General features: G+C 72.0%; 14 protein-coding genes and 2 pseudogenes. 5 read left to right on the forward strand and 11 right to left on the reverse strand.

Annotated elements, in window-relative coordinates:
• Positions 1-63: 63 nt before the first annotated feature.
• The 8 genes from DJ476_RS16205 to DJ476_RS16240 all read right to left on the reverse strand — a co-directional run bounded on the left by DJ476_RS16205 (position 64) and on the right by DJ476_RS16240 (position 9,543).
• Entirely contained in the window at positions 64-2,328 is a 2,265-nt protein-coding gene (locus tag DJ476_RS16205; protein ID WP_112490854.1) for an ArnT family glycosyltransferase, read from the reverse strand.
• Positions 2,255-3,631 (reverse strand): glycosyltransferase, encoded by a 1,377-nt coding sequence (locus DJ476_RS16210; RefSeq protein WP_112490855.1) that lies wholly within the window; start codon positions 3,629-3,631, stop codon positions 2,255-2,257. Before DJ476_RS16210 ends, DJ476_RS16205 begins: the two co-directional genes overlap by 74 nt.
• Positions 3,632-3,656: 25 nt before the next feature.
• Positions 3,657-5,357 carry a sensor histidine kinase gene (locus DJ476_RS16215; RefSeq protein WP_112490856.1) on the reverse strand — a complete coding sequence of 567 codons (1,701 nt, stop codon included), beginning with the start codon at positions 5,355-5,357 and terminating at the stop codon, positions 3,657-3,659.
• Between the two features lie 19 nt (positions 5,358-5,376).
• Positions 5,377-6,147 (reverse strand): response regulator transcription factor, encoded by a 771-nt coding sequence (locus DJ476_RS16220; RefSeq protein ID WP_112490857.1) that lies wholly within the window; start codon positions 6,145-6,147, stop codon positions 5,377-5,379.
• Positions 6,148-6,224: 77 nt separating this feature from the next.
• Positions 6,225-7,106: an amidohydrolase family protein gene (locus DJ476_RS16225; protein ID WP_112490858.1), complete on the reverse strand. Its 882-nt coding sequence runs from the start codon at positions 7,104-7,106 to the stop codon at positions 6,225-6,227.
• Between the two features lie 33 nt (positions 7,107-7,139).
• Positions 7,140-8,030 (reverse strand): DUF2797 domain-containing protein, encoded by an 891-nt coding sequence (locus DJ476_RS16230; RefSeq protein WP_112490859.1) that lies wholly within the window; start codon positions 8,028-8,030, stop codon positions 7,140-7,142.
• 106 nt (positions 8,031-8,136) lie between these two features.
• A complete protein-coding gene (locus tag DJ476_RS16235) occupies positions 8,137-8,709 on the reverse strand; it encodes a hypothetical protein (RefSeq protein ID WP_112490860.1) in 573 nt (190 codons plus the stop codon).
• Positions 8,710-8,793: 84 nt separating this feature from the next.
• On the reverse strand, positions 8,794-9,543 hold the full coding sequence (locus DJ476_RS16240) for an excalibur calcium-binding domain-containing protein (RefSeq protein ID WP_112490861.1): 750 nt from the start codon (positions 9,541-9,543) through the stop codon (positions 8,794-8,796).
• A 210-nt stretch (positions 9,544-9,753) separates the two neighbouring features.
• Here DJ476_RS16240 and sigJ point away from each other — a divergent pair, with 210 nt between their 5' ends.
• Both sigJ and DJ476_RS16250 read left to right on the forward strand, forming a co-directional pair.
• Complete coding sequence (gene sigJ, locus DJ476_RS16245; RefSeq protein ID WP_112490862.1) at positions 9,754-10,698, forward strand: RNA polymerase sigma factor SigJ; 945 nt, start codon at positions 9,754-9,756, stop codon at positions 10,696-10,698.
• A gap of 96 nt (positions 10,699-10,794) precedes the next feature.
• Positions 10,795-12,123: an NAD(P)/FAD-dependent oxidoreductase gene (locus DJ476_RS16250; RefSeq protein WP_112490863.1), complete on the forward strand. Its 1,329-nt coding sequence runs from the start codon at positions 10,795-10,797 to the stop codon at positions 12,121-12,123.
• Here DJ476_RS16250 and DJ476_RS16255 read toward each other — a convergent pair.
• Entirely contained in the window at positions 12,110-12,661 is a 552-nt protein-coding gene (locus DJ476_RS16255; protein WP_112490864.1) for a YcxB family protein, read from the reverse strand. The genes DJ476_RS16250 and DJ476_RS16255 overlap by 14 nt on opposite strands.
• A gap of 95 nt (positions 12,662-12,756) precedes the next feature.
• Between DJ476_RS16255 and DJ476_RS16260 the strand changes: the two genes are divergently transcribed.
• Both DJ476_RS16260 and DJ476_RS16265 read left to right on the forward strand, forming a co-directional pair.
• On the forward strand, positions 12,757-13,014 hold the full coding sequence (locus DJ476_RS16260; protein WP_318294710.1) for a hypothetical protein: 258 nt from the start codon (positions 12,757-12,759) through the stop codon (positions 13,012-13,014).
• A 63-nt stretch (positions 13,015-13,077) separates the two neighbouring features.
• Positions 13,078-13,608: pseudogene (locus DJ476_RS16265) on the forward strand (NUDIX hydrolase); the annotation flags it as partial.
• Between the two features lie 42 nt (positions 13,609-13,650).
• Here DJ476_RS16265 and DJ476_RS16270 read toward each other — a convergent pair.
• A pseudogene (locus DJ476_RS16270) lies at positions 13,651-14,253 on the reverse strand (GntR family transcriptional regulator); the annotation flags it as partial.
• A gap of 387 nt (positions 14,254-14,640) precedes the next feature.
• On the opposite strand from DJ476_RS16270, the gene DJ476_RS16275 reads away from it, so the two are divergent.
• On the forward strand, positions 14,641-15,462 hold the full coding sequence (locus tag DJ476_RS16275) for an aminoglycoside phosphotransferase (protein WP_112490865.1): 822 nt from the start codon (positions 14,641-14,643) through the stop codon (positions 15,460-15,462).
• A 105-nt stretch (positions 15,463-15,567) separates the two neighbouring features.
• On the opposite strand, the gene DJ476_RS16280 is transcribed toward DJ476_RS16275, so the two are convergent.
• Positions 15,568-16,074, reverse strand: coding sequence for a MarR family winged helix-turn-helix transcriptional regulator (locus tag DJ476_RS16280; RefSeq protein WP_112490866.1), 507 nt, complete (start codon positions 16,072-16,074; stop codon positions 15,568-15,570).
• Positions 16,075-17,060: the final 986 nt, after the last annotated feature.

A 17,060-nucleotide genomic window follows, 5' to 3' on the forward strand; every position in this document is an offset into this window, starting at 1 on the left:
CCCGCCGGGAGCCCGGCCACCGAGAACCGGCCGCCGGGGCCCGGCCGCGTACGCCGTGATCCGTCAACTCACCGGCTGCGTCAGGTCGTAGAACGTGGCACTGCCGGCCGTGACCTCGGTGAAGTTCTCCGTCACCCAGGACGAGATCTGGGAGGAGGTGCCGGAGGAGCCCAGGCCGCCTCCGCCCATGCCTCCCCCGCCTTCTCCGCCGCCCATGCCGCCGCCGCCCATGCCGCCGCCCGAGACGAAGTAGTGGATCCTGCCCTCCTCCACGTACTTCTTGAACTGCGCGAGCGTCGGTGACGGGTCGCTGCCGTTGAATCCGCCGATGGCCATCACCGGCTCTCCGGTGGCGAGTTGGTAGCTGGCGGCGTTCTGCGCGCCGATGGCGGCGGCGGCCCAGGTGTAGTCGTCCGCGTCCTTCGCCAGGAGCGCCTTCGCCTCGGCGGAGACGGACGCGCCGTTGAGCAGCCCGCCCATGCCGCCGCCACCGCCCCTCATGCCCTCGCCGGGGAGGGTCGGCATTCCACCGCCCGGCATTCCACCGGTCGCGTTGCCCTGCTGATTGCCCTGGCCCTGATTGCCCTGAGCCTGGCCCTGCCCCTGACCGGGGAACTGGCCTTGGCCCTGACCCTGGCCCGGGAACTGCGCCTGGCCGCCCGGCGGTTGCAACTGCGCACCGCCGCGCTGCCCGCGCCGGTCACCGTCACCCCCGTTCGAACCACCGCCCGGCCCGCCCCGGCCACCGCCCCCGCCCGGCCCGCCCATCCCGAACCCGGCGCCCGACGGCCCCGCGGTCACGATCGACCCCTGGTGCCCCGTGCTCAACGTACTGGCGGTGTACGCGAACGGCGCCGCCAGCGAGGCCGCGAAGCTCAGCCCCACCACCGCGAGGGCCAGCGCCCGGCCCCCCACGCGCCCCACGAAGAGCAGTCCCACGGCCCCCACCAGACCGCCCACGAGCACCGCCCACCGCAGCCACGGCAGGTACTCCGGGGTGCGGCCCAGCAGCACGTACGCCCAGACCACCGTCACCGCCACGGTCCCCGCGAGCACCGCCCTCGGCCACCAGGCGGCCCGCTCCTCCCAGAGCACCACGGCCCCCATGGCGACCAGCGCGGCGATGTACGGGGCGAGGGCCACCGTGTAGTACTGGTGGAAGATCCCGGCCATGAAGCTGAACACGGCGGCGGTCATCACCAGCGCCCCGCCCCAGGCCAGGAACGCGGCCCGCGCGGAGTCGGTACGGGCCGCCTTCCGGGTCAGCCAGAGACCGGCGAGCAGCAGGATCAGCGCGGCGGGCAGCAGCCAGGCGATCTGGCCGCCGACCTCGGAGTTGAACATCCGCCCGATGCCGGTCTCGCCCCAGCCACCGCCACCCCCACGGCCACCGCCCCCGCCGACGCTCCCGGTCTCCTCACCGTTCAGCCGGCCGAGCCCGTTGTAGCCGAAGGTCAGCTCCAGGAACGAGTTGTTCTGCGAACCGCCGACGTACGGCCGCGAGGAGGCGGGCATCAGCTCCACGATCGCCACCCACCAGCCACCGACGACGACCATCGTCAGCGCGGACAGGGCGAGTTGGCCGAGCCGCTTCCGTACGGAGACCGGCGCGCACACCGCGTACAGCAGGGCCAGCGGCGGCAGGATCAGGAACGCCTGGAGGGTCTTCGTCAGGAACGCGAACCCCACCGCCGCCCCCGCCCAGAGCAGCCACTTCGTCCGCCCCTGCTCCAGCGCCCGCAGCACGCACCACACGGTGACGGTCATCAGCAGGGCGAGCAGCGCGTCCGGGTTGTTGAAGCGGAACATCAGCGCGGCGACCGGCGTCAGCGCGAAGACGCCGACCGCGATCAGCCCGGCGACCGGCCCGAACCGACGGCGTACGGCGGTGTTCAGCACGGCCGCCGTGGCGACGCCCATCAGGACCTGAGGGGCCAGGATCGCCCAGGAGTTGAGGCCGAAGAGCCGTACGGAGAGGGCCATCGGCCAGAGGGCGGCCGGGGGCTTGTCGACGGTGATGGCGTTGGCCGCGTCCAGCGAGCCGAAGAAGAAGGCCTTCCAGCTCTGGCTGCCGGCCTGGACGGCTGCGGAGTAGAAGGAGTTGGCGTAACCGGAGGCGCTGAGGTTGATGAAGTAGGCGACCCCGACGGCCAGGAGGAGCCCGTACAGCGCGGGGCGTGCCCAGCGGGGGCCGTCCCCGCGCGGGGTGGCGGCGCGGGGACCGGGATCGAGGGGAGGGCGGCGGTGGTCGTGGTCATCGGAGGTCCTCGGAATCGGGAGCGCGATGGGGCTCTGGGGTGCGGCGGGGCTCTGGGGTGCGGTGGGCACCGGTCGGGAAGACCCAGGCGCGCAGGAGCAGGAAGCGGAGCACGGTGGCGGCGAGGTTGGCGGTGATCAGGACGGCCAACTCGGCGCTGTGGGACGGAGATCCGGAGGCCGCCCCGAGCGCCGCGAGCGAGCCGCTGGTCAGGGTGAGGCCGATCGCGAAGACGACGAGCCCCTGGGCCTGATGGCGTACGGCTCCGCGCCGGCCGCGTACGCCGAAGGTGAGCCGCCGGTTGGCGGCGGTGTTGGCGACGGCGGAGACGAGGAGCGCGGCCCCGTTGGCGACCTGCGGCCCGACGCCGAGCCGGAAGAGGGAGTACAGGGCGAGGTAGAAGAGGGTGGAGAGGACCCCGACGACGCAGAACCCGACCAGCTGGCGGGCCAGTCCGCGCGGCACCCCGGTCAGCGCCCGGTCGCGCGGGTCGTCCCCGAAGGGCCGGGCCAGCCGGTCCAGCGGCAGCGCGCCGACGGCCAGCGCGCGCCCCACCCGCCACACGCCTTTCAGGTCCTCGGTGGCCGTCCGCACGATGTGGACGGTCGAGTCGGGGTCGTCGATCCAGTCGACGGGCACCTCGTGGATGCGCAGCCCGGCCCGTTCGGCCAGGACCAGCAGCTCGGTGTCGAAGAACCAGCCGCTGTCCTCCACCATCGGCAGCAGCCGCTCGGCCACCTCCCTCCGGATCGCCTTGAACCCGCACTGGGCGTCGCTGAACCCGGCGGCGAGGGAGGAGCGCAGGATGAGGTTGTAGGCGCGCGAGATGAACTCCCGCTTCGACCCGCGTACCACCCGCGCACTCCGGGCGAGCCGGGAGCCGATGGCCAGGTCGGAGTGGCCGGAGATCAGCGGGGCGACCAGCGGGAGGAGGGCGTTGAGGTCGGTGGAGAGGTCGACGTCCATATAGGCGAGGACGGGTGCGTCGGAGGCCGACCAGACCGTACGGAGCGCCCGCCCGCGCCCCTTCTCCTCCAGCCGCACCGACCGCACCCCGAGCAGCTCCGCCGCGAGCGCGGCCGCCACGGCGGGGGTGGAGTCGGTGGACGCGTTGTCCGCGACGGTGATGCGGAAGGCGTACGGGAAGGTGCGCGAGAGGTGGTCGTGGAGGCGCAGGACGCAGGGGCGGAGGTCCTTCTCCTCGTTGTAGACGGGGACGACGACGTCGAGCACGGGGGCACCGGAGGCGGCGGGGACCCGGAGACCGGCCGGGAGGTGCTCCCGTACGGGCAGGTGTCCGCCCCTCTTCTTCGCGGTACTCCCGGCTGTGCCGCCGTCTGCGCGATGGCTGCTGGGGAGGCTGTCGGTGGTCATGCTCCGACGTTCGCCAACCGCGCTGTCACACGGGTGTGGTGAGCCTGTCCCTGCCCTGTGAACCCTGGCGGGCGGCGGTTTCGGCGCCCTGTGCACCCTGGTGGGAGGCCGTTTCAGCACCCTCCGAACCCTGGTGGGCGGCCGTTTCGGCGGGCAGCTCGACCGCGAAGACCGTACGGCCGGGCGCCGATTCCACCCGTACGCGCCCGCCGTGCGCGGAGACGACGGCCTGCACGATGGCGAGACCGAGCCCGGTGGAGCCGGTGGCCCTTTCGGCGGCCGCCCCGCGCGTGCGGGAGGCGTCCCCGCGGGCGAACCGCTCGAAGACGTGCGGCAGCAGCTCGGGCGGGATCCCGGGCCCGTCGTCCCGTACCTCCAGAGTCACCGGCCCCACGGTGGACGCGGGCGACGGCGGCCGTACGGAGACGGTCACGGTGGTCCCCGCAGGGGTGTGGGTACGGGCGTTGGCCAGCAGGTTCACCAGGACCTGCTGGAGCCGGGCGGGATCGGCGCGTACGGTCACGGGCTCGTCGGGCAGCTCCAGCCGCCAGCGGTGGTGGGCGTCGTCCCCGGTCTCCATGGCGGCGGCCGCCACCCGGGCATCGCTCACCGCGTCCACGACCAACGGCAGCAGATCAGTGCTCTCGTACGAGAGCGGGCGTCCCGCATCGAGCCGGGCGAGCAGCAGCAGATCCTCCACCAGCCCGGTCATCCGGTCCGCCTCCGACTCGATCCGCCCCAGCGCGTGCCGGGTGACGGGGTCGGCGGCCGACGCGCCCCCGCCCGACGCACGCCGGGTCAGCTCGGCGTACCCCCGGATCGAGGCGAGCGGGGTGCGCAGCTCATGGCTGGCGTCCGCGACGAACTGCCGGACCCGCGTCTCGCTCTCCTGCCGGGCGGCCAGCGCCGAACCGACGTGTCCCAGCATCCGGTTGAGCGCCGCGCCGACCTGTCCGACCTCGGTACGGGGATCTGCCTCGGCGTCCGGGACGCGTTCGAGGAGCGCCACCTCACCGCTGTGGAGCGGGAGTTCGACGACCCGGGTGGCGGTGGCCGCGACCCGGCGCAGCGGGCGCAGGGCGACCCCGACGAGGACGGTGCCCGCGAGGGAGGCGGCGACGAGCCCGGCGGCGGTGACGCAGACCTCGACGACGATCAGGGTGGTGAGGGCGCCGCTCACCTCGGCGGTGGGGATCCCGACGAGGACGGTCCGGCCCTCGGCGGTGGTGGCGGCCTCCACGCGGTAGCCGCCGAGGCCGGGCAGCTCCACGCTCCGGGCGTCCTCGCCGGCCTCCGGAGCCGCCGCCTCCAGCGCCCGCTGCTGCGCCGCCGTCAGGGGCTTGGCGCTCTCCTGGGAGCGGAGGCCGCTGTCCTCGACGACGACCTTCGACGCGGTGACGTCCCCGTCGTCGACGACGGCCCCGAACGTGCCGAGCGGCTGCCCGCCGCCCCCGATGAAGCCGAGCGGACCGGCGTCCCGCAGGGCCGTGGGCAGCAGCGCCTCGGGCACCACGCTGTCCGGCACGGCCCCCTCCGGTACCGGTCCCGGACCGGGCGGCCGCTCGGCGCGTACGGCGATGGAGTGGAGCTGGTCGTCGAGCTTGCCGTACAGGTAGCTGTGAAACGCTATGGCGGTGACGGACCCGATGACGGCCGCGACGACGGCGATCAGGGAGACGGCGGAGACGACGAGCCGGGTCCGCAGGGTCCACGGCCGCCGCAGCACACCCAGGCCCCGGGGGCGCCTACTCACCGGGCTTGATCAGGTACCCCGCGCCGCGCCGGGTGTGGATCATCGGTGTCCGCCCGGCGTCGATCTTCTTGCGGAGGTAGGAGATGTAGAGCTCGACGACGTTGGCCTGGCCGCCGAAGTCGTAGTTCCAGACCCGGTCCAGGATCTGCGCCTTGCTGAGCACCCGGCGCGGGTTGCGCATCAGGAACCGCAGCAGCTCGAACTCGGTGGCGGTCAGGTGGATCGCGTCCCCGCCCCGGCTCACCTCGTGGCTGTCCTCGTCGAGCACCAGGTCCCCGACGGTGAGCGTCGACTGGCTCCGCTCGGCGGCGAGGGCCGTGCCCGAGCGGCGGATCAGCCCGCGCAGCCGGGCCACGACCTCCTCCAGGCTGAACGGCTTGGTCACATAGTCGTCGCCGCCCGCCGTGAGCCCGGCGATCCGGTCCTCCACGGCGTCCCGGGCGGTGAGGAAGAGGACGGGCACGTCGGAGTGCTCGCGCCGGAGCCGGCCCAGGACGGAGAGCCCGTCCATGTCCGGGAGCATCACGTCCAGGACCACCGCGTCCGGGCGGAAGTCCCGGGCCGCGCGCACGGCCCCGGCCCCGTCGCCGGCGGAGCGCACCTCCCACCCCTCGTACCGCAGGGCCATCGAGAGCAGCTCGGCGAGCGGAGCCTCGTCGTCCACGACCAGGACGCGCACGGGCGTACGGTCCGGCCTGAGCAGTTCGGCACGCCCCTGGGGCGCAGTGTCGGTTCGCCCCTGGGGCACGGTGGTCGTCGTCATGGGACCACCCTGTGAGGCGCCCGTGAGAGAAGCCTGACCCGTTTCTGTGAATTGCCTGAGAAAGCAGGTCCCGGCCCTCAGGCGACGGGCCCGAACAGCGCCTCCGCGTTCCGGTAGCAGACGGCCCGCAGCCACTCCTCCCCCAGCCCGAGCCGCTCCAGGGCCTCCAGCTGGTGGACGTACGGGTACGGGATGTTCGGGAAGTCCGTCCCCAGCAGGATCCGGTCCCCGAGATCGGCCAGCCGCCCCCGCTCGTCGGCCGGGAACGGGCTGAACCCCTCGCTGAAATCGGTGAACGCCATCGTCGTGTCGAGCCGCACCTCCGGGTACGCCTGCGCCAGCGCCAGGAACTCCCCGTACTCCGGCATCCCCATGTGCGCGACGATCAGCCGCAGCCGGGGGTGGCGCGCGAGGAGTTGCCCGACCGGCCCGGGCCCGGTGAACCGCCCCGGCGCCGGTCCGGACCCGCAGTGCATCACGACGGGCACCCCGGCCTCCGCGAGCAGCCCCCAAGCAGGCTCCAGCAGCGGGTCGTTGGGGTCGTACGCGCCCACCTGGAGATGCGATTTGAAGACCCGCGCCCCGCTCTCGACGGCCTCCTTCACGTACACCTCCACGCCCTCCTCCGGGAAGAGGGTCGCGGTGTGCAGGCAGTCGGGCACCCGGGCAGCGAAGCCGGCGGCCCAGTCGTTGAGCCAGCGGGCCATGCCGGGCTTGTGCGGATAGAGCATGGAGGTGAAGCGGAGCACCCCGAGCGACCGGATGAGGGCGAGCCGTTGCTCCTCCTCGTGCCGGTAGGTGATCGGCCACTCCCTCCCGGTGAGCGGCCCGACGGAGTCGAAGTAGGCCCAGACCTTGCGCAGGACCCGCTCGGGCATGAAGTGGGTGTGGACGTCGATGATCCCGGGCAGCCCGAGCCGCTCCCGGAACCGCAGGACGTCAAGGCTGTCGTCTTCCACACGCAGCTCCTCGCAGGGTCTTGCCGGTCAAGGTCAGAACAACCCACCCTGCACGCCGCCGCCCGCGATGTCGATGAGGGGGACACCTACTTCGCCCTTCCCGGGCGGGGTGGCGGCCGCCAGCTCCCACCCGGTGATCAGCCGCGTATCCAGCACGACCACACCATCCCGGTCGTCCACGGCGAGATGCAGATCGGGCCCGGCGGCAGCCACCAACCGCCCCGCGACCACACCCCCGTCGACCAGCTCGCCCACGGCCCGCGTGGCACGGGCCGACCGGTCAAGCCCGAAAGCCCGCGCATGGTCGACGACTTCAAGAGGCAGGGGCTCCAACGACTCGGGCCACCCACGCCCCTGAAGCCCGCCGGCCCGCCCGTACAACTCCACCACTTCCCCGAACCGCTCCCGCTCGCCCGGCAGTTGCCCCCGCACGGCCCGCTTCCGGGCGTACGGAATCCGGTCCGGCACCCCGAGGGCGGCCCGCACCACCTCCTCGGTCCGCCGGGCGGCCATCAGGGGCCCGCGCCCCAGCCAGGTGAACGCCACGGCCCCCTGCTCCCGCAGCCGCGCCCCGCCGCGCTCCTCCCGGGTGATGCCGACCTTGACCAGGCCGGGCCCGAACCAGGCGAGATAGACGCGGTACGGTCGCGGGTCGTCGGCCAGGGTGTCGGCGGCCACCGAGTGGGCCCGGTCCAGCCGCGCACACTCCGGGCACCGGCCCCCGGTGGAGCGCGCGGGCACGACGGCCGCGACAGGACACGGGTTCTCCCGGGCCCCCACGCAGTGCCGCTCCCCCACGGCCCGGAACCCGAGCCCGCTCCCGTACGCGAGAACGCTCACGCGCCGCTCACGCCCCCGGCTCCACCCCAGCTCGGGCCCGTCCCCCGGCCACGCGACCCCGTTACACCGCCACCCGAAGGCCACCCGAACTCCGCTCTCCACGCCGCACGAGGCAACTCTTCACGCCACACGAAGCGGCTTCAGGCCCCCGGACCCCGGGCCCCCGCTTCCGGGCCCCGCCCCGTCAAGGCTAACGACCGCCGGTGACAACGCCCCCCGGGGCGCCGGGCGCCCCGACGCCTTCGATCCGCCGCCGCATCCCGGCCATGCGGCGGACGAAGCGCCGGTTGAACCAGGCCATCCACCCCAGGAACGCCGCCCCGAACCCGAGCCCCCACACACCCGCCACCAGGTTCCCGGCGGCGAACCAGAGCATCGGGATCCCGAAGAGGAGCAGCCCCAGCACGGGGAAGGCCCACCACTGATGGCGCCGCAGCTTCGCCTCCCGGCGCCGGATCAGCCGGACCATGGCGGCCTGCTCGGCCGGATCGTCGGGCAGCTCGCCGTTCCTCGCGATCCGCCGCTCCAGCTCCGGCACGCGGGCGGCCTCGGTCCCCACCGCCCGGGCGTCACGGCGTCGGTGCCGCATCACGTACCAGGCCATGAACCCGGCGTAGACGAGCCCGCCGGCCAGAATCCCGGGCCACCCCGACCACCCGTCGAAGGCCAGCCGGATACCGACCCACACCACGAGCACCAGCAGCCCCACGGCCCACCACTCGTCCTGCCACCGCTGCACCTGGCCGTGCCTCCGCGACCTCATCCGGCAACCTCCGAGCCGGGCGCGTCCCTCACACCCCGTACCAGCTCGGCTACCCCGTCGGGGCCCGACGACGCGTAGGCGCCCTCAGGGGCGGGGAACGTACGGCTCACAGGCGATGCCGTCACTGTCACGGTCGAGGTGGTCCCCATAGCCGGGGTCGCCCGGGTGCAGGGGCGCGGCTCCGGCCTTCCGGGCCGCGTCGCAGTTCTCGTAATACACGCCACCGGGCTCATCGCTCGACGGGTCCTCGGGCCCGGTCACCTCCCGTACGTCGGCGGAGGTGATCACGCCCGACCGGACGGTGTAGGTGCCCTCGAAGAGCTTGAGGCTGCCGTCGGTCTGGAGGGCCTCCAGCTCCGCCCGGACCGTGTCGCCCTGGACACCGAGGATCCGGACGGTGTCGCGTTCGGTGTCGGCCAAGCCGTCGACGAAGGCCTGGTAATCACCGGCGAGGTTCTTGCCGCCCAGCTCCCAAGCCGCCCGGTAGTCACGGGCGTTGATGGCGTCGAAGTAGGCGACGACGGTGGCTTCCGCGCTCAGGGAGGCCGAGGTGGAGGGCGATGGGCTCTTCTCGGGCACCTTCGTCTTCGTCTCCGTGTCCGTCCGCGTCTCGGGAGAGGCGGTGACGGTACTGGTCACCGTGGCGGTGACCTCGGCAGGAGTGGAGGACGAGGGCGCGGCCACGGAGGTGGAGGCGGGCGCGACGCTCTCACCGGCCCCGCCGGACCCGCTCCCGGCACAGGCCCCCGCCCCGAGAATCCCGACGGCTCCCACGACCACCGCACAGCCCGCGTTCCGCAGCCCCGACCGAAGAAGTCCACCGTTCTCGCCCATCACACACCTCGCCGAGGAGCCCCGCCCTTCCAGCTTCCTCCCGCGCGGACGCCCCCGCCCCTCGATCTTGTCCGGACGGCCGCCTCGGGCAGGACCGTGGGCGCTCGGGCGGGACCGGGACGGTGGGCGTCGCGCCCGCCGACGCACCGCCCACCCCGCCGCCCGGCGCCGCCGCCTGCCCACGTCCGCCCCCGGGGCTAGGATCCGGACATGGCGCTGACGCAGACGCACATGGACCGGTTCGAGGCCTCCATGCCCCGTCTGGAGGCCATCGCCTACCGGCTGCTCGGCTCGTCGAGCGATGCCGAGGACGCCGTACAGGACACGTTCCTGCGCTGGCAGGCGGCCGACGTCGACCGCATCGAGGTCCCCGAGGCCTGGCTGACCAAGGTCCTCACCAACGTCTGCCTCAACCAGCTCACCTCGGCCCGCGCCCGGCGCGAGTCGTACGTGGGCCAGTGGCTGCCGGAACCGCTGCTCGCCGGGGACCCGATGCTGGGCCCCGCCGACACGGCCGAGCAGCGGGAGTCGGTCTCGTACGCCGTACTCGCCCTCATGGAGCGCCTCTCGCCCAACGAGCGGGTGGTGTACGTGCTGCGGGAGGCGTTCGACTACCCGCACCGGAAGATCGCGGAGATGCTCGACATCACCGAGGCCTCCTGCCAGCAGCTCTTCCACCGCGCCAAGAAGCACATCGCGGAGGGCAGGGCCCGTACGGAGATCGACGCGGAGGCCGCCCGGCCGGTCGTCGAGGAGTTCCTCGCCGCCGCGACCAGCGGCCGGACCGAACCGCTCGTACGGCTGCTGACCTCGGACGCCATCGCGATCGGCGACGGCGGCGGAAAGGTACCGGCCCGCACCAAGGCGTTCGAGGGGGCCGTGGCGGTCGCGAAGTTCATGCGGGGCCTGTTCAAGCCCGGCAAGGCCAAGCGCGACCTGGTGGGCGGCTCCGCCGAGATCCACGCGACGACCGCCAACGGCTCCCCCGCCCTGGTGGCGGTGGTCGGCGGCCGGGTCGTGGGCATCCTGTGCCTGGAGATCACGGCGGAGGGCATCGCCGCGTTCCGCAGCCAGGCCAACCCCGACAAGCTGGAGCGCGCGACGAGGCGGTGGGCGGCCATGGGGCACGGGGAACCCCTGTTCCACGCCTTCTGACCCACGCACGTGATGCAGGTCACATCCCACCCCTGTCAGGAATCGACGGGCTGCCCGGTTCAAGGGGCGAAGCCGCGCGAGACAGGAGCACAGGCCATGCAGCACGGAAACGCACACGGGCACGGACAGCACCGCATCGTCGTCATCGGGGCCGGATACGCCGGAGCGATCGCCGCCGGCCGCCTCGCCAGGCGGCTGCGCCGCGAGGACGTCGCCATCACCCTCGTCAACGCCGAGCCGGACTTCGTCGAGCGGGTCAGGATGCACCAGCTGGCGGTCGGGCAGGAGCTCAGGCCCCGCCCGTTCAGCGAGATGTTCGCGGGTACGGGGGTGCGGCTGCGGCTCGCGAGGGTGACGGCGGTGGACGCGGACGGCAGGACGGTCTCGATCACGGAGGCGGAGCCCGGCGGGTCCAGCGGGCCCGGGGCGTCCAACGGGCTCGGCAGCTCCGGCGGATCCAGCGCGTCCGACGGGCTCGGCAGCTCCGGCAGCTCCGGCAGCTCCGGCGTCGAGGAACTCCCGTACGACACCCTCGTGTACGCCCTCGGCTCCACCTGGAGCACCCACGACGTCCCCGGAGCCGCCGACCACGCCCACGACATCGCGGGCCGCCCCGGCGCCCTCCGGCTGCGCGCACGCCTGGCCGCCCTGGGCGCCGGGCAGCCCGTGGTCGTCGTGGGCGGCGGGCTCACCGGACTGGAGGCGGCGACCGAGATCGCCGAGGCCCGCCCCGACCTCGAGGTCACCCTCGCCGCCCGAGGCGCCCTGGGCGACTGGCTCTCCCCCAAGGGCGCCCGCCATCTGCGGAAGGTCATGGCGGGCCTGGGCATCACGGTCCACGAGAACACGACGGTCACCGGGGTCGGGGCCGACCACGTCACCACCACGGCGGGCGACCTGCCCGCATCGGTCACGATCTGGACGACAGGCTTCGCGGCCCACCCGATCGCGCAGGCGACCACGCTGAAGACCGACGCCACGGGCCGGATCGAGGTCGACGGCACGATGCGCTCGCTCTCCCACCCGGACGTGTACGCCATCGGTGACGCGGCCTTGGCGCAGGGCCCCGGCGACAAGCCGCTCCGCATGTCGTGCGCCTCGGGCGTCCCCATGGCCTGGCAGGCCGCCGACTCGATCGCGGCCCGCCTGACCGGCGCCAAGTCCCCGACCGCCCCGCTGCGTTACTTCAACCAGTGCATCTCGCTGGGCCGCAAGGAGGGCCTGATCCAGTACGTCACCGCCGACGACCGCGCCCGTACGGCTGCACTGACGGGCCGTCTGGCCGCGTTCTACAAGGAACTGGTCTGCAAGGGCGCGGCCTGGGGTGTGGCGAACCCGACCCTGGCCGTCCCCGCCCGCCGCCGCCCCACCGTCGTCAGGCCCACTCCGGTTCCCACATCGGCACCGGAGGCTACAACGGCTTGAGGTTCCGCCCCAGGATCCCCCGGAGGCGCTCCACATCCGCGGGATCCTGGGCGCCCCGCTTGGGCAATACGGCGATTCCGGCCGCGCGTTCACCGCCGAAGAGCACGAAGAGCCGAGGGGTCTCCAGGTACCCGCTGTACACCGACCACTCGGTGGTGAACGACGCCCGCTCACCGGTACTGACCGCACCCCGCTCGTCGGCCACCATGCGGCACTCCCCGTACGGCTCCACGATGTTGAACAGCTGCCGGGCCTGGGCACGCATCCCCAGCACCAGGGCCACGACCATGACCCCCAGCGAAAGCACCGGCACCAACACGCTCGCCAACGGCCCCAGACCGGCAACGAGCACAAAGAGCACCGCAGGAAGAACGACGGCCAGCAACATCACCAGCACCTGTCCCCGCCCCGCCGCCGTCCCCGACGCCCGCGCCCGCAGTGCCTCCCCGAAGTCCGCGGCGGTAGGCCGATAGACAAACTCCGCGCCGGCTCCACGCTCCGTGGCGCTCTCCGGCAGATCCCCGCCCATAGTCCCCATGAGCAGGGATTTTAGGCTTCCGGTACAAACACCATGGCAGTCGGCCTCAACGGTGTTCGGGCGGGAGAAAAGTGAACACGAACCTGACAGAAGCCTTGGACCAGGCGGTAGCCGCCCTGAAGGCCCCGTTGGAGCCGATGGACCGCGAGCAGGGCTGGACGGACGACCTGCGACGAGAGATCCAGGAAGAGATCTCGGTCAACCGCTCCGCCCTACGCCGCCACGGCCCCTGGATGGCCGCCTACCTGCGCCCCCGCCTCGACGAGTGGATGGCACGCGAGGGCGTACAGCCGGGACGCCTCCACGAGGTGGTCATGAACGCGCAGACCCGCATCACCGACGCACACACCTAAAGAAGAACGGCCCCTCCCCAAAACCCTGCGATGCTGACACCCTGATCGAGAGGGGCGACAGCGATGCAATGGAAGATCCACGGTGAACGCCCGGTCTACGAGAACCACTGGGTGAACCTGTGGGTCACCGACATCGAGACCCCGGACGGCAACCGCTTCGACCACCACGTCGTCAGGCTCCGCAACCTGGCCGTGGCCGCCGTCGTCAACGAGCGCCACGAGGTCCTGATGATGTGGCGCCACCGCTTCATCACGGACACCTGGGCCTGGGAACTCCCCATGGGCCTGGTCGAGAACGACGAGACCCCGGCCGAAGCAGCGGCCCGCGAAGTCCTGGAAGAAACCGGCTGGCGCCCCGGCCCGGTAAGGCCCCTGATCTACGCCGAACCGGCCAACGGCATCACCGACTCCCAGCACCACCTCTTCCGCGCCGACGGAGCCACGCATGAAGGCCCCCCGACCGAGAAGAACGAGTCGGACCGCATCGAGTGGATCCCGCTGGCCAACATCCGCACCATGATCGACCGCCGCGAAATCGTCAGCAGCGGCTCTCTGGTCGGCCTGCTCTACATCCTCATGGACGAGGCGATCCGCTGGCCCGAGACCGGGTCGGCGCTGCCCGACGACGAAGAACCGCTACGCGTCAAAGGCGTATTCGAGGATGTACGAAGCGGAGTCGAGGGTCATCTCGTTGACTTCGACCGCACGGCCCTCGGCGGTGAAGGCGGTCCGGCAGATCAGCATGACGGGCGTCCCGGTGGGGAGCTTCAGCTGCTCCGCCTCGGCCGCCGTCGGCATGCGGGACCGGATCTCCTCACGGAAGTGGACCGGCTCCGAACCGAGTTCGGCAAGCCGCGCGTACGTGCCGCCGGGCCCGGTGTCCTCCTGAGCGATGGCCGACCCGGCCACCAGGCTCGCCGGCAGATACGACGTGGCGAGAAGCACCGGCTTGCCGTCCAGCACGAAGCGCCGACTACGAACACATACGGGTCCGCCCTCTTCCACCCCCAGCACGCGGGCCACATGCTCGGGCGCCCCCTGCTCGGTGACGCGCACTCGGTCGACGACCAGAGTCCGGTCCTCGGTGTCGACGGACCACACGGACCGGCCCTCACCCCACTGGGACCGGGCCAGACGCTGGATGCCCTGGCGACGCAGCGGGCGGAACGACCGCACGAAGACTCCAGCGCCCTTCCGCGACTCGACGATGCCCTCGCTCTGCAGAACACCGAGCGCCTGCCAAGGGATGCGCTCATGCCGTCTTCCAAAAGCGACGGGAATCCCGGTGCCCAGCGCGCAACGGCGGGCCTGCTGCTCTCGGGCAAGGGAGATCACAACCTCACCATGTCGAGTGCGGATGCCCCGGAGAACCCGGGCCTCTACCCGCCGCTCGACAGCCCCCGGTGACCGTCCCAGGGCCCGACGGTGACGGCTGCCGACTGTTCACCAAGGCGTACCAGGAGGCGAAGGCACCGCTGAACACCTACTGCCGCCGAGGGCACCGTCCCGGGCTGCAACGACGACACCCCGTACCAGTAGACAACCGGCCGGACAGAACCACGGGGGCTTCAGGACGTTCTTCCCTCCAAAACCCCAGCCCCCACCCCCGTGGAAGAGTGAAGCCCCATGGCGACCACCCGCATCGGCCTCGACCGGCTGCCGCCCACCGCCCGCACCGCCGTCGAAGAGCACACCGGCCCCCTCCTCACGATCGAGGAGACGGCCGAGGGCTTCAACAGCGAGATCGCGGCCCGCGTCGCCTCCGCCACGGGCACCTGGCACGTCAAGGGCCTGCGCACCGAACACCCCCGCGCCTGGACCCAGCACCGGGAGGCCGCCGTCGCCCCCTTCCTCACCGGCCTGGCCCCCGCCCTCCACTGGCACGTCGAATCCTCAGGCTGGGACCTCCTCGGCTTCGAAGCCCTCACCGGCCACCACGCCGACTACGCCCCCGGCTCCCCCGACCTCCCCGAAGTCGCCGCCCTCCTGAGCCGCCTGGGCGAGACCCCGTGCCCCGGCATCGAACTACGCCACGCCGAACAGCGCCTGGAGCAGTACGCCGCCCACCCCGACGACCTCCGCTTCCTCGCCGGACCCCACCTCCTCCACACCGACCTGAACAACACCAACGTCCTCGTCGACGACCACGCTCCCCCGGGCGACCGGGCCCGCCTGGTCGACTGGGCCTGGGCCACCAGCGGAGCGGTCTGGCTCGACGCCGGCTACTGGGTCATCTGGCTCATCGCCGCCGGACACACCCCCGCATCCGCCGAGCGCTGGGCCGCCGAGATCCCCTCCTGGCACACCGCCCCCGCCGAAGGCATCACCGCCTTCGCCACCGCCAACCACAACCTCTGGTCCGAGATCAGCAACGCCGCCCCCGACCCATGGACCCTGCGCCTCGCGACAGCCGCCACCGTCTGGCACGAGCACCGCAGAGCTGGTTGAGCCGAGCTCTCCGCCCGGCGAGGCAAGATCAGCAAAGACCTCAGAACAGTGAGATCACACGAATAGGGCCCAACCCTTCGAGGCGGACCGGGGCCTTACCTGCTACTACCTGTGGACTCCGCAGGGAGCCCCGTGGGCCTCGACGTTGGCCACCATCTTGCGCAGAACCTTGAGCGCGGCCACGTACTCCTCGTCGCTGATGCCCTTGTGGACTTCGGCGCGTACCTCGGTCACCAACTCGCGCATCCGCACTCTGGCGGCCTCCCCGGCATCCGTGAGGTGCAGGCACTGCCCGTCATCAACCCGGAGCCAGTCGCGGTGGAGCAACTGGTCGACAACCCTGGCGATCTCGTGCGGACCGTCGGCAAGGGGCGTCAGCTGCGCGACGACCTCCTCGCGGCTCGGCGCAGCGGGTCCACCGTTCACACGGTTGAGCACCCAGTACTGCGGCTGCGTGACGTCGGTCTTGGCCATGGCGTCACGCAGATGCCGGGTGACGGCCTCATGGGTCAGGCCGCACCAGTAGCCGACCGGCTGAGTGGCCAGCATGTCATCGGTGGCGGCCGGGTTCGCCGGCGCCTGGTCGGTAGTGATTCCGTTCGGTAATTCCATGATCGCGACGCTACATTCGCCCGTTGCACCGAACCATCGAAATACCACATCACGGCAAATCGGCTTGAGGGACTCATCGGAACTGCCCCATCAGGCCGACGCCATCGGGGCAAGGTCCAACGGATCGTCTGCGCCGAGCGCCGGTTCCCGTTGATCAGGTCAGGTGTACCGGGCCACCGTGTACGCGGTCGCCCCGTGAGCCTGCCTCCGGAACTACCCGGCCATGTCCAAAAACCTCGAAGCCGGCACGCTCCGTGCACCTCCAGCAACACCCACCCACCGGCCCGAGCCACGCTCAAGGCCGCCGTGCACGAGGGCAGGGGAGTCTCACCCGACGCCGGCAGGCAGATCGCCCTTCACTCCGCGAAGGGGACCGGCGCGATCGGAGCGGTTTCGTCGAACACTGCCGTCACGACATACGCCAGAGGCCCCAAGATTTGTCCTGGGGCCTCTGGCCTGCTGTGCACTCGGCAGGATTCGAACCTGCAACCTTCTGATCCGTAACTCTACAGAGATCGGCCAATGGGGGTCATTGTGGCCGCCGCAAGGTGCTTCAGACCCGCCGAGGGTCGTAGTCGGTCGCTGTGGTTGCTGTACTTCGTTGCGGTCTGGCAGCTCGGCACCGCGACGACGGTGGTCTGCTCCTCGCGCTCACGCGCCTGCGTTCTCAGAAACGCAGACATACATGGGCGCTTGCGCACCGCCCTCGTTCGGGAAGTTCAAGACGGCCGGGTAGGTCATCCTGGTGCCCGGATAGGGCCCCTCGCAGTACTGAGGAGTGTCCGAGAAGACAGAGGAGCCATCCGTCTGGATCACCTGTCCGTCCGAACCGACCAGGTAGGCACCACACTGATAGCCTGCCGCGTTCATGAGAAGAGTGGCGTCCTTCCCCGCGCCGTCACTGCTACCTGTCCACGCGAGGCAGTAGGTAGCTCCGGGGTCCCCTCCGGTGGCCGGCTGCGAAATAACGTGGATGGCCTGGAGAG

This window comes from Streptomyces bacillaris (assembly GCF_003268675.1).
Taxonomy (GTDB): Bacteria; Actinomycetota; Actinomycetes; order Streptomycetales; family Streptomycetaceae; genus Streptomyces; species Streptomyces bacillaris.